Here is a 13,405-nt window from a genome sequence, read left to right on the forward strand (position 1 = left end):
TTCTCAAATTAATTATGTTGAACCTACCTCCCCCATTCACCATTGACTCACAGCATTTATACTTGGAAATTACCCAATCTCCAGAGGCGCAAGAACAACTATACTCAACAGCTGGTGCTTGTCAACGTGGGTGGATAAATCAAAAATGCTTGCAAGCATTTTTGCCTTGGTTCAAGGAGGAAATTGCTCCCACCGCCAGGGTTTATCCTAACAGTGAGGCATTGCCGAGTTTTTGGGAAGTAGTCAATGGCACAGCTATTACTTTTGCTCGCGATCGCCTTATTTTAATTCCCACCCTGGCGATGGATGATGATGAGTTGCGCGTACCGCAAGAATGGGTAGATATTCCAGAATGGGTTGCTGACTATTACATAGCAGTACAAGTTAATCCCGATGATGGCTGGATGAAGATTTTTGGCTATACAACCCATCAAATTCTGAAAACAAAAGGGATTTATGATGCTGGCGATCGCACTTACAGCTTGGAAAGTGAAGATTTAATTCCAGATATTAATGTGCTGTGGGTTACACGCCAACTCGATCGGTCAGAAGCCTTACGTGCCGAGATTGCACCTTTAGATTCTATTGCCAAAATCCAGGCAGAAAACCTTTTAGAAAGATTGGGCGATCGCGATGTGAAATTCCCGCGTTTGGCAGTTCCATTTTCACTCTGGGGTGCGCTCTTGGCACATAGCGGTTGGCGAAAAAAGTTGTATGAACTGCGTCAGGGTTTACTCATACAGCGCTCAATTCCGCAATGGTTACAGACAGGAGTAGCCAATTTAGCTCAACAGTGGGGATGGGAAAAAAGAGAATTCGTTCTAGTATCTGCCAGAATGCGGAGTGCAGAACCAGTTCTTGGTTTGTCTCGGCAAATAATAGTTGCAGAGCAAACATACGAGTTACGTATTTTCCCAAAAAGCGCTTCTGAGGAATATGTTTGGCGTTTTGAATTGCGAAGTACAACTCTTGATGGTCAAATTCCGGCTGGGTTTAAGCTCCGACTACTAACAGAAGACTTACAAGGTTTTGAAAATAATCAAGATACAGCAACAACTCCTGTAGATATGTTGTATTTGGAAGTAATTTTGGAACTAGGAGAAGGATTGGTTTGGGAAATAGAACCGACGCCTGAAGACTATGACCGAGAAATTTTGCGGTTTTAAGTGTTACCTTCAAAAATATTCATGTTTAGACTCTATTATTTACTCTTACACTGAATTTAACTACACACAGTAGGTAATTCATTTAGCAACCAAGATATATAACAGGGTGTAAGGGTACGGTAGTGCCCATAGATGTCAATTTAACCTAAAACCCTTGTCAAGACTGATATTGAGTTCATTCGCTTATGGTTACTCACAGCGTCACCCCACCTCGGTTTTGTCTAAAGCCAAAACCGCTTCTCCCCGATGCCTTGGGGCTACGGTGTACACACAAGTCAAATTACCCCCCTCAATCCCACGCCACTTGCTACAACGGAGGGAACCTCCCTTCGGGTTCGGGGGTGACGCTCCTGCGTCGCTAACGCTGCGCTAACGCAATCGACGGGAACCGCCAAGACTGCGACCCCCTCACCGCAACGCAGTGGCTCTCCTTTACAAGGGGGGGAAGCCGGAAATAGAGTTCCCTCCCCAATACATACGGGGAGGATTAGGGTGGGGTAAAGCGTATGTGGGACAAGCGTTTGAGCTTCAATTGACACCTATAGGTAGTGCCGTGCCCTACGGTGTACCTCACATAGATACAACTCAACATCCAGGGAGAACTAGCTGTGGACAAGTTAATCATCTTAAAGTTAGGGGAGGGAAACTTTGAACAAGGGTTTACCGTGACTCTACAGATTGGCAATGAAAATGTCCGCCCAACTGTGGAAATCACAGGTGAGCTTCCCCCTAACCCGGAAATTCTCCGCGATTATCACCGGTGGCAATCTATTTATCGTAATTTAAGGCTGCCATCTCGTCCGATTGGTTTACCTAAAGAACTTAACCAAGTCCCCAGCCTAGAATACTGCCAGCAAGTGAGTGAGGAATTTAAAATAAGTTTTAATACTTGGCTTGCTTCTGATTCCTTTCGTTCCATCCGCGAGAAATTGTTAGAAAAACTCATGCTTGCGGATAATATTCGTATGCTTTTACAAACCAAAGACCTGCGATTACAGAAACTCCCCTGGCATCTTTGGGATTTAATAGAACGCTATCCCCAGGCAGAAATAGCCCTGAGCGCTCCTGCCTACGAACAAGTCAACCTTAACCGCATAGCAACTACATCCGACAAAGTAAAAATCTTAGCGATTTTGGGTAACAGTCAAGGTATTGATACCAAAGCAGACCAGGCGCTACTTAATTTATTACCCAATACAGATATCACTTTTTTAGTTGAACCACAATGCCTTGACCTTACTGACCAGCTATGGGAGCAGAATTGGCAGATTCTATTTTTCGCCGGACATAGTTCTACTCAAGAAACAAATCAAACAGGAAAAATCTACATCAATCAAACAGAAAGTCTAACAATTAGCCAATTAAAGTATGCCTTGAAAAAGGCAGTAGAACGAGGTCTACAATTAGCGATTTTCAATTCCTGTGATGGCTTGGGATTGGCATGGGAGTTTGCAGATTTACATATTCCTCAAATTATCGTGATGCGAGAGCCTGTACCCGATCGCGTGGCGCAGCAGTTTTTAAAGTATTTTTTGGAAGCCTTCGCGCGGGGAGGCTTATTGTATTTAGCCGTAAGAGAAGCACGAGAAAGGTTACAAGGACTAGAAAACCAATTTCCCTGCGCTACATGGTTGCCTGTTATTTTTCAAAATCCAGCTGAGATGCCGTTGAATTGGGGAAAATTGTTTAGAAATACACACAATCTTCCTGCATCTTTGTCTAAAACCACGCCTGTTAGAGGAACTACAAATCGGCTTGGCTTCTCATTAATCTTACTGGCGAGCATGGTAGTAACTGGAATATTAATCGGGATACGGTATTTGGGAGTGCTGCAATCATTAGAGCTAAGTGCATTTGACCAACTGTTACGCTTGCGTCCTCCTGAAAAACCAGACTCACGCCTACTGATTGTGACTGTGACTGAAGAAGATGTGCAGGCGCAAAAACCGGAAAAACCTCAAGGTTCGTTGTCAGACAAATCACTTGCCCAACTGTTAGAAAAATTAGAAGCATATCAACCACAAGTTATTGGTTTGGATATATACCGAGATTATCCAGTGGATAAGAATTATCCAGCATTGGCAGAAAGGATGCGAAAAAGCGATCGCTTTGTGGGGGTATGTCAACTCAGCGATTCCCAAGCAGGAAAACCAGGTGTAAAACCACCCCCAGAATTTTCTTTACAGAATCTCGGTTTTAGCGATATTGCCGTAGATTCAGATCATGTCGTGCGTCGCCATCTGTTAGCGTCAACTCCTTCGCCCTTATCTCCTTGTACTGCGCCCTATGCCCTAAGCGTTCAACTGGTGCTGCATTACCTGTATATGCAGGGAATTGAGTTGCAGTTTACCCCTGATGAGGCGTGGCAATTAGGGAAGGTGACATTTAAACCAATAGAAGCTCATACCGGAGGTTATCAAGGAGTTGATGCTTTTGGACACCAAATTTTATTAAATTATCGTTCTTCTCCTTCACCAGAAGCGATCGCACCAAGTATGACCTTACAACAAGTGCTAACGGGTAAGCTAAATGCCAATGCAGTCAAAGACAAAATAGTAATTATTGGCACAACAGCAGAAACTTTTGGTGATTACTGGTTAACTCCCTACACCACTCCTCAAGGGACATTACAGGCAATACCAGGAGTATTTTTACAAGCTCAGATGGTCAGTCAACTGCTCCGTGCTGCTTTGGACGGAAAACCTCTGTTGTGGACTTGGCCGCTTTGGGGTGAGGTAATTTGGGTTTGGGGTTGGTCTTTTTTAGGCGGTTTGTTTACTGCTTATCTGCACCGATTCATTTATTTAAGCTTGGCAGGAGGAATAGCCATTATCAGTTTATACGTTAGCTGTTTTATATTTTTAATTGTATATAGTTGTTGGGTTCCTCTCATTCCTGCTATGTTGGCTTTAGTAGGTAATAGTTTAATAGCTACAACTTACTTAAATATGAAATTTAAAAATTATTGAAGAAGAATTCAGGAGCGAAGCCGGAGACGCTCCGCCTCCGGTCAGAATCAAGACGCTTGCGGACTCGCTAACGCTGCACTATCAGTTGGGGATTCAGACCCGCGACTGATTAAAGAACACCAAATTTTCAATTTTGTGGAGTGCAAAAACGCCGATTATTCATCCGCCAGTCATACAGAATACCTTTCCTGCATTCTGACTCCTGACTCCTGAATTCTGTTCAATAACAACGCCAATTTGAAGCATGAAAATCGCCGTTTATCAGGCAGAATTCAGAAGTTTTTATGAAAAGCTATTGGCAAAAAATACAATTAATCGCGGCATTCGGAATGACTTGGTTGGGAATTATCGGCTACTCTGCAATGATTTCGATGACACCAGTTGCAGCCATTCCTAAGAAATTTTCCCCTCCTTCGCCTCCTCCAGACAGGGGTGCCCCACGCGGTCGCAAAGAAGCTGCAAGTCGCGAATTTTCGCCTCCTTTGCCTCCTGGAGGTCGTATCAGAGGGGGTGCAAGTCGCAGATTTTCGCCTCCTCCGCCTCCTCCAGATAGGGGTGCAGCAGGCGATCGCGGCGGAGCTGCAAGTCGTGGTTGTGGTGTTAGTAATCAGTCTGTTATTGCACTTGTGCCTGTATACGAAGAGAGACTCAAACAAGGACAAACAGAAGCTGTTTCTGTTACTAAAGTTTGGGGCTTGACGAATGAGGAATATCCAACTTTTTGGTTTTTCGTCCCCTATAAAAAATCTACAATTGATTCCATTGAATTTGTTCTCAAAGATGAGTCAAGTAAACCAAGTCAAACTCTTTACCGAACAATAGTAACAATACCAGAAGTACCAGGAATTATTAGCATTCCCTTAAGCGCAAATACTTCCCCATTGCAAGTAGACAAGATGTATCACTGGTTTTTCAAGATAAAAGTTATTTGCAATCCACAACAACCTCCAGAACGAGAGTATGTGGAAGGATGGGTGCAACGGGTCAATGTAAATCCTAAATTAGTAGATAGCTTGAAGCAAGCAACTCCTGAGCAACGGGTAAACCTTTATGCCGAGAATGGTATTTGGTACGATGCCTTGACTACTTTGGCTGAATTACGTCTTAGCAAACCTGAAGATGCAACTCTAGCGGTGGAGTGGATGAATTTGCTTAAATCCGTAGATTTAGAGAATTTAGCTAAACAACCTTTGATAAAATGTTGCCAAGCTAATGCAAAGTAGCACAGCAAAGCAAAAGCCTTGCTTGAGGTCAAAACTGGCTTATTCGAGGAGGATTTGATCGGATCGCCTCAATTTTATGCTCAGTCTTTGCATGGCGATACCAAGCCAAAAGTAGAGGAATTTGCAGCGATCGCTCTCGTAAGAGTGGTGGTTCTGGATTAGGATTAGCGATCGCTCAGGCAATTATTCATGCACACACACTAAGGTAATTTAAATGTGCAGAGTCAATTAGGCAAAGGTAGCACTTTTACCATTCAATTACCCTTTGATGTCACGCCAATTTCTCAATTTAAATTGCTGTATTGTTGCCAGCCTAAATTTAAATAAAATTTTCTTACCAAACTTTACTCATATTCAAAATAAACCCAGGCAATACCAACTCACCGCTAACAGTAGCAGGATTATCTAAACATTCTTCTGGCAATCCAGGACAATAAACATAGACTTTACGCTGCTTACGGTCAATTAACCAGCCTAACTGTATTCCTGGCTCATTCATATATTCTTCCATTTTTTCCTTCAAAGTCTGGAGATTGTCGCTGGGAGATTTGAGTTCGACTACAAAATCTGGACAAATGGGTACAAACTTTTCTTGTTGTTTTGGAGACAGAGAATTCCACCGTTCTAGTTTAATCCAAGAAGCATCAGGGGATCTGTTTGCACCTGTTGATAGTTTAAATCCAGTACTAGAGTCAAAAGTTATACCTGTACTATCTTGTTCCGACCACACCCACAGTTGCCCAAAGATATTGCCTCCACGGTTGCCTGTTGTTCCACCTGTAGGCGGCATAATTGATATCTCTCCGAATTTATTCCGCTCAATGCGTAAGTCACAATTCACCTGACAGAATTCAAAAAATTGTTCGTCTGTCATTTGCATTGATGACGGAATTTGCAAAACCAAAGGAGATGAAAACATCGGATTTCCTCCAGCTTTAGATGCCTAGCCCACTGACTATATTCTCACGCAAAAAAACAAAGACGCAAAGTTATATCTTGGCGTCTTTGCTTTTTTATCCGAAATCATTTTCAGATTTACTTGTTAGGCTGAGGAGTTAGCCGCAGATAAGGTTTAACTTCCTCGTAGCCTTTGGGGAATTTCTGTTTTAGTACTTCTGGATCTTTGAGTGAGGGGACAATTACAACATCCTCTCCATCTTTCCAGTCAGCTGGTGTCGCTACGCTGTAGTTATCAGTCAATTGCAGAGAATCAATCACCCGCAAAAGTTCATCAAAGTTGCGTCCCGTACTGGGAGGGTAGGTGAAAGAGAGACGGAGTTTTTTATTCGGGTCAATCACGAAGACTGATCGCACTGTCACAGCTGCATTCGCATTGGGGTGGATCATGTCATAAAGGTCAGCAACCTTACGATCCGCATCTGCCAAAATTGGGTAGTTGAGGGTGGTGCTTTGAGTTTCTTCAATATCTCCCACCCAGCCTTTGTGGGATTCTACGTCATCAACGCTGAGTGCGATCGCTTTGACATTGCGCTTGTCAAATTCTGGTTTGAGCTTGGCAACTGTGCCAAGTTCTGTTGTACAAACAGGTGTAAAATCAGCAGGGTGAGAGAACAGCACAACCCAGCTGTCACCTGCCCATTGGTAAAAATCGATGTCGCCGTGTGTTGAGGCTTGCGTAAAGTTGGGTACTGTGTCACCTAGACGGAGAGCCATGAGAGATTCCCTGTAGTTAGAAAGGCATATATATTCTAGTATGCCATCATGACATAAAACCCCTATTTCCCAATCGGACTTTAGCAGTTTGAAACAAAATTTTAGTATTTTTGAATTATTTATGATAATAACCTTTTTAGTTATTGGTGTTATCCTCAGCACAACTGCGAGTTTTGTTTTTGGAGTTCCCCAGTTGATGCCAATTTTAGGTGCTGCTGTCCCTTATCCCATTTTCTTTTTACGAGTACGTCGTCAACAATATAAAAGTGCTTTTTGGTGGATGTTACTGTGGGGAGTTTTGCAGAGTATTGCCGTAATTATAGCAACAGCGATCTCACCAGAAACAGCAGCAAAAGTCATCCTCCGTGGACAGTCGTACACTACAGAGATGTTGCACTGGATTCGCACGGGAGAAGGTACAGAAGGTTCACTGGGTTCATTTTTACCAGACCATTTATTGTACTACGGAATTTTTTGTATTCTCTGCGTTGTCACCTTAAGTAGCATGGCATTAATATTCGGCACTTGGATGCTGAACTACATGAATTTTTATGTTACAGAATTAGTGAAAGTTAGCACTAAACCTTGGTTAGCAGCTATCTTAGGGTGGTATCCGTGGTCAATTTTGCGGATAATCGGGTTTATCGCCACTGGAGTAGCTTTAGCTGCTTTAGGATTAAATCTAGTAACTCGCATCAGAGGCGAAGTTCCGAAATCTCCCTTTCCGAAAACTTATATGTTGATTGGGATTGGTTTTGTGATTGCGGATATTGTTGTCAAAGCAGTTTTAGCACCTATTTGGCAGAAATTGCTGTTGTCTGCGTTGAGTTAAATTAATTTATTTGCCAGAATTTTTTGGTAGGCTAGGATTGTTTGCTTGGCGATCGCATCCCAGCTAAAATTTTCCAAGGCATACTTTTGGGCATTTAATCCCCGTCGTTGGCGTTCTGCGGGATTTTCCAAAGCCTCTTGCAGTAACTCTACCAGTGCTTGAACATTTGTTGCACCTACCCAACCCGACTCACTATCACGTATCTGTTGACAAATATGCACTTGGTCAGAAATGACTACGGGTACACCTGCTACCATCGCTTCAGCTACAGCAATCCCAAAGTTTTCGTAGTAGGAAGGTAAGACAAATAAATCAGCAGTTTGTAGTAAACTAACTTTGAGTTCACCAGTGACAAAGCCAGTAATTGTAGCGTGCGATCGCAGTGGTGAATTTTGAATTTGGGATATTATCTTTTGTTCATAATCTGGTTGTTGGGGATTAGTACCAGCTAAGACAAAATGAAACTTATAACCAATCGCTAATAGCTTCTCTAGCGCCGGAATCAACAAATTCAACCCCTTTTTCGGGTCAATTCGTGACATAAACAGTACCAATGGTACATCCTTTGGTATTTCTAACTGACTACATACATTTTTAAGAGAAGATTGACGGGGAATCACACCCAAGGGAATCACCAAATCTGGCGTAGATACTCCAAATCTTTCTGATATTTTAGCTTCTTGGTCGCTGGTAAAATGAATTGCTGCCGCACTAGCTAAATTTTGACGTTCTATAATTGCGGCATAAAGCTGTTTTAATTGCTTTTTCTTCTGTAAATCAGCCGGGTCGAGAGTACCCAAAGGACGGAAAATATAAGGTAGCTTTTGCTGACGACACACAAGAGCAGCAACACTAATTATTGGTGAGAATAAAGCATGAATATGTGCTATGTCAAACTCATGAGCGTGACGTTTTAGCCAGTTTAATAAATCTAAGGAAAATTTGTAGCGACGAAACGGCGCGCAACGAAAGTAAATTATTTCATAGCCATCTTGTTTAATAGGACGATTTAAAGGGACATCCAGAGGTGTCTGACCATTATCACCATTACTATCAGTTGTGAGAATTGTAACTTCTACTCCCTCTTTTACTAAGGCTGGAGCTAATCCTAGTACCATTTGACTAGGGCCGCCGTAAATTAGAGAAACTGAAGGAACAATTTGTAATATTTTCATTTTTTTTGTCATTTGTCTTTCATCATTTGTCCTTTGTCCTTTATTATTCACTAATAACCAACTTTTTATAAAATTCTAATTGCTGTTTAGCCAAAGCTTTATTTGTATATTGAATCATTGCCTTTTGATAACCCATTTCACCAAGATTATGAGCAAAATCTGGTTTATCTATTAATTGAATTAAGCAATTAGCAAGAGCTTGAACATCACCTTCAGTAAATACTAAACCAGTATCACCAATTACATAGGGAATTTCCCCAGAATCAGAACCAATCACAGGAACTTGGCAAGCCATCGCTTCAATTAACACATGACCAAATTGCTCTTTCCAGCCAGCAGAAGTTAAGGTTTTAAACTTGTAAGTTGTTTCTGAAGGTAATACTAAAGTACTCATTAAGTTGATATAGCTTGCAACCTCATGATGAGGAACACTTTCTATAAAAATTAATCGTTCTTTAATATTGTTTTCTGTCGCTATTTTGATTAATTCGCTTTGTAACTCTCCCCGTCCCAATAACAGTAATTTCCAAGATTTATTTTTCAAAGTTGCTAAGGCTTGCAAAAGCGTTAACAAACCCTTCTCTTGCACAAATCGTCCCACAAAACCTACTACAAAATCCTCTTTTTCAATGCCTAACTTTGCTGCTAACTCTGGTTGGGTTTTAAAAGTAAATAAACTTTCATCTACACCCAGTTGTGGCATGACTTTAATTACCCCTTTATATCCTCGTTGTCGCAAAACTTCTGCTCCATCTTGATTGCCAGAAATAATGCCGTGGCTGTGGTTAAGGTTATACTTTTCTAATAAAGCAACTGGTAGTTTCAGTTTATAAGGAAGATTCCACCAGGTAAAAAATACATTTTTTGCATTGAGTCTTAATAGCTGATTTAGGGTAATCATTTGAGTATAAGCCAAGGCTCTAGACCCTTGTTCTACTTGGATGATTTGCGGGCGAAATTGTTTTAATAAAGATATCAAATCAGCGCCAAATGTAAGGAGTCCTTGATGATTTTGACTAAAATTAGAAACTGGAACTATTCTAAATCTGCCTTCATCACGGTATTCAGTTTCAATAATTTTGTTTTGTACACCACCTGGTTTCCACCGCTTTGGGACTACAACTGTCACTTCAATGTCAGATTCTAGTTGAGATAAAGCACGTAGTTTTTCACAGTTGAGGTCTACGATATAAGTGTGACTAGCAACTAAGATTTTCATTGATATTTATTATTTGTCATTTGTCATTTTTTTTAATAGCTAATACCCCATGCCCAATGCCCCATACACAATAACTAAACTTGTTCATCCAATCGACTGTAAATTTGACCATCGTTCCATAGTGATTGGATGACAGTACCCAAGGCTTTGAAAAAACCCAAAGTGTAGAAAATAGCGCGAGTGGCAATTTTGATGGGAGAACCGCTTTTGTGACAAGGTGGGCGTCCGAGAACGTGACAGTCAAATAAACGACCATATAAACGTAAAGCTTGACTCACAGTCAGGTTTTTCAGCCCCAGTAAAAAATGGTTGTGGTAGAAGGTGAGTTGATATTTTAGCGATCGCATACTAATATCATGACAACCCCCTGTTTCTTCGCCTAAATGCACCAAATGGGCTTCTGGGTCGTACCAAATCTTATACCCCGTTTGTCGCAACCGTAAACAAAAATCTGACTCTTCGCGTACTGCACTCCCAGCAAATCTCTCATCAAACCTCAATCCATACTTAGTAAAAATTTCGCAGCGAAATGACATATTACAACCCCTCGCTGTCAGCACTTGTTGGGGTTTAATGGTATGTACTAAATCAATATGATACCAAGCAATTCCTGGGTCCATAGCTTCGGGAGGCAGATATTCAATCTGTAAATCTCCTCCAGAATCACCTAATTTCATTTTGTCAAAGACCCGACCGGCGACAGCCCCAACCTCTGGATTTTGCACATAATTTTTCGCATGGGCTGCTAACAATCCAGGAGTTAACTGAACATCATCATCAATAAACAATATTATTTCACCAGATGACCGCCGGACAGCATAATTCCGCGCCCCTGGCAAACTTGCCCAATCTAAGCGCAACCATTTAATTTTACCTGCCTCCAGCATATCTTCTAGGTAGGCTTGAATTTCTGGTTGATGTTTTGGAGTTTGGTCTACAATTAAAACTTCAAAATTTGGATAGTCCTGTTTTAAGACATCCACAATGCTATCGCGTAGCGCTTCTTCTCGTCCGTAGGTTGCGATAACTACAGTAACTAATGGCCAATTATTCATAACTTTTATTAAGTAATTTTACAATTTCTATAATAGCCTTGTAAAAATTAGTTTTCATGAAATTCAGTAAATGATTATTGCTTTAATTTACACACTGTATTTTCACGGTTTCTGAAAAACCTCGCTTTCATTCCTCTCTCTGACTATGAAATTGCTTACTCATCAATAAGTATCATCGAAAAATAAGTGTATGGCGAGAATTTCAATGATATTCTTTGGTCATTTTTATTTCATTTAAATTGTTTTTAGACGTTTTTTCTTGTTTTTTTGCTGAGGGTTGGCATCTTCCTTATCTTGTTTCTCCAATTCTGGCAATTTAAAAAGAACTCCCGCAAAAAACCAATAATAGGCAGCAACAGGATCGACATCCAGAGGATAGTAGTAAGTGTTGTAACTAATAAACAATATAAACACCCATAAAGCTGCTGCGGAACTGCGGAAATTACGGTTCTTTATAGAACGATAGGTTTTAAAGCCAAGAACTGTTAAAGTTGATACCAAACCCAGAAACGCTAATAATCCAAAAATTCCCACTTCATAAAGTACTTTCGGGTAGTAGGTTTCTACAAGCTTAGTTTCACCCATCACACGCGCAGAGTTTGTTGCTCGTCCTAAGCCGCTTCCCAATGGCCCATCTACGTTTTTCCAATTTTCTTCAAATTGCTGGACGATAAAATCTTGAGGTGGTGAAGCGTTCCAACGACTGGCAAAACTATCGGTTCTCTCTTGTACAACAGCAGGGTTAGCCACCATCGCAATTCCCAGAATGAAGGCAAGTCCCACGCCTATAGGGATAAATCGTTTCAGGTTGCCAAGTTGTCCGGTGAGTAATAGCAAAATCCCGAAGCAGATTGGTACTAAAGCTAAGGCGATTCTCTGTCCAGAGATTACAGCATCGATAAAGACTCCCACTAAAGAAGCTAAACCGATTATCCGCCATATTGGGGAGGGATCGTTGAAGCCGGTGGCAAAGGTAAAAAAGGTGCTAGAAATTAAGAACCATGCCCACTGCCAAGGAGCTACAAATGTCCCTGGTAGGCGAATAATCCCTTCTTCGGGACTATATACTAGCGCTCCACCAAAATAACACCGGGCTTCGAGTGTTGCTCTAAATAAGGCATCTCCTTCAAGACCTCTAGTGCCTTGACATACACCAGTTAGTAGTAAAAAATATTGAATAAATCCCAGCGCGCAGCAAATCAGTGTAAGGACAATCTGGAGGCGCAATAAAAATAGAAAATCCCGCTTATCGCGAATTAGATAGTAAGCACAACCAATCAGGGGGACATAGCCTAAAAATACTTTTAGTCCCAGAATTCCCATGCCTAATGGTATTTCTTGGCGTGCTTTTTCTAATAGTCCCGCACTAGGCGGATTAAATTGTTGTCCACCATTGACAAACAACAGTGTTAGCAGACTGCAAGCCAAAACAATATAAAGTGGGATTTTAATGCCTTTGGGAATAATTATGGGTAGCCCCTGTCTACGGCAAGTCTGCCAAAGTCCAATTAACGCTGGAACGTAAAAGGCATCTTTAGCTAATTGGAGTATGGGACTGTTGCCCAAGTAGTAGGTGACAGTACCTCCCACAGGTATGTAAATGATGAAGGCATATAAGGCTTGGCGCGGATATTTGTAGGAAAGGGAAATGACTATTATCCCTAACACACCAGGGACTGCTGCTTTAATTCCAGCTACGAAAAAAAGTAGAATGCCAACGAAGACACCGCCAAAAATGGCGGTGGTGAGTAAGCTAGTGACTTCTTTACGTACTTGGGCAGATTTACGCTTTTGGGCTAACTGTTCTTTGAGGCTAAGGGTAGAAGTTTCCTTTTTAGCCTGTTTTTTCGATTTTTTAGATTGCCGAGATTTTGATTTGAATTTTGGCATAGTGGCACTGTAGCCTATCAGCCTCGCAAAATACTCCATTATATAGGAACTAATATTTGATTTTAAAATACACGTAAGGGATCTAGTGCGTTGCAGAGGTTCCCGACGCTCAAGTACTTGCTCTAAGCGTTGGCGCAGCCTCTCGTAAAGAAACTATGCTGTTCGCGTTAGCGTCTCCTTTAGGAGAAGGCTTTACGCTGCG

At 41.5% G+C, this 13,405-nt stretch carries 11 protein-coding genes and 1 pseudogene; 6 read left to right on the forward strand and 6 right to left on the reverse strand.

The window, feature by feature from the left end:
* The first annotated feature begins 14 nt into the window (after nt 1-14).
* The 5 genes and pseudogenes from V7K89_RS32045 to V7K89_RS32065 all read left to right on the forward strand — a co-directional run.
* Nucleotides 15-1,166: a DUF1822 family protein gene (locus tag V7K89_RS32045; RefSeq protein ID WP_335194583.1), complete on the forward strand. Its 1,152-nt coding sequence runs from the start codon at nt 15-17 to the stop codon at nt 1,164-1,166.
* 608 nt (nt 1,167-1,774) lie between these two features.
* Nucleotides 1,775-4,135 (forward strand): CHASE2 domain-containing protein, encoded by a 2,361-nt coding sequence (locus V7K89_RS32050; RefSeq protein ID WP_335194585.1) that lies wholly within the window; start codon nt 1,775-1,777, stop codon nt 4,133-4,135.
* A gap of 284 nt (nt 4,136-4,419) precedes the next feature.
* Nucleotides 4,420-5,358, forward strand: a complete 939-nt coding sequence (locus V7K89_RS32055) for a DUF928 domain-containing protein (protein ID WP_335194587.1) — start codon at nt 4,420-4,422, stop codon at nt 5,356-5,358.
* An 18-nt stretch (nt 5,359-5,376) separates the two neighbouring features.
* Complete coding sequence (locus V7K89_RS32060; protein ID WP_335194589.1) at nt 5,377-5,520, forward strand: hypothetical protein; 144 nt, start codon at nt 5,377-5,379, stop codon at nt 5,518-5,520.
* Nucleotides 5,484-5,685: pseudogene (locus V7K89_RS32065) on the forward strand (ATP-binding protein); the annotation flags it as partial. The gene V7K89_RS32060 and the pseudogene V7K89_RS32065, both read left to right, overlap by 37 nt.
* A 7-nt stretch (nt 5,686-5,692) precedes the next feature.
* Here the strand turns inward: V7K89_RS32065 and V7K89_RS32070 are convergent.
* Both V7K89_RS32070 and V7K89_RS32075 read right to left on the reverse strand, forming a co-directional pair.
* The gene (locus V7K89_RS32070) at nt 5,693-6,277 is read right to left on the reverse strand and encodes a Uma2 family endonuclease (RefSeq protein ID WP_335194591.1); all 585 of its coding nucleotides are present in this window, start codon (nt 6,275-6,277) and stop codon (nt 5,693-5,695) included.
* Between the two features lie 116 nt (nt 6,278-6,393).
* Nucleotides 6,394-7,032, reverse strand: a complete 639-nt coding sequence (locus V7K89_RS32075; RefSeq protein WP_292860289.1) for a peroxiredoxin — start codon at nt 7,030-7,032, stop codon at nt 6,394-6,396.
* Nucleotides 7,033-7,153: 121 nt separating this feature from the next.
* On the opposite strand from V7K89_RS32075, the gene V7K89_RS32080 reads away from it, so the two are divergent.
* Nucleotides 7,154-7,864, forward strand: coding sequence for a hypothetical protein (locus tag V7K89_RS32080; RefSeq protein WP_335194593.1), 711 nt, complete (start codon nt 7,154-7,156; stop codon nt 7,862-7,864).
* On the opposite strand, the gene hpsP is transcribed toward V7K89_RS32080, so the two are convergent.
* The 4 genes from hpsP to hpsL form a co-directional block, all read right to left on the reverse strand.
* Nucleotides 7,861-9,039 carry a hormogonium polysaccharide biosynthesis glycosyltransferase HpsP gene (gene hpsP / locus V7K89_RS32085; RefSeq protein ID WP_335194632.1) on the reverse strand — a complete coding sequence of 393 codons (1,179 nt, stop codon included), beginning with the start codon at nt 9,037-9,039 and terminating at the stop codon, nt 7,861-7,863. The genes V7K89_RS32080 and hpsP overlap by 4 nt on opposite strands.
* A 43-nt stretch (nt 9,040-9,082) precedes the next feature.
* Nucleotides 9,083-10,258: a hormogonium polysaccharide biosynthesis glycosyltransferase HpsO gene (hpsO, locus tag V7K89_RS32090; RefSeq protein WP_335194595.1), complete on the reverse strand. Its 1,176-nt coding sequence runs from the start codon at nt 10,256-10,258 to the stop codon at nt 9,083-9,085.
* Between the two features lie 74 nt (nt 10,259-10,332).
* Nucleotides 10,333-11,313 (reverse strand): hormogonium polysaccharide biosynthesis glycosyltransferase HpsN, encoded by a 981-nt coding sequence (hpsN, locus tag V7K89_RS32095; RefSeq protein WP_335194597.1) that lies wholly within the window; start codon nt 11,311-11,313, stop codon nt 10,333-10,335.
* 234 nt (nt 11,314-11,547) lie between these two features.
* Nucleotides 11,548-13,203, reverse strand: a complete 1,656-nt coding sequence (gene hpsL / locus V7K89_RS32100; RefSeq protein ID WP_335194599.1) for a hormogonium polysaccharide biosynthesis protein HpsL — start codon at nt 13,201-13,203, stop codon at nt 11,548-11,550.
* Nucleotides 13,204-13,405: the final 202 nt, after the last annotated feature.

The organism is Nostoc sp., assembly GCF_036917515.1.
Taxonomy (GTDB): Bacteria; Cyanobacteriota; Cyanobacteriia; order Cyanobacteriales; family Nostocaceae; genus Nostoc.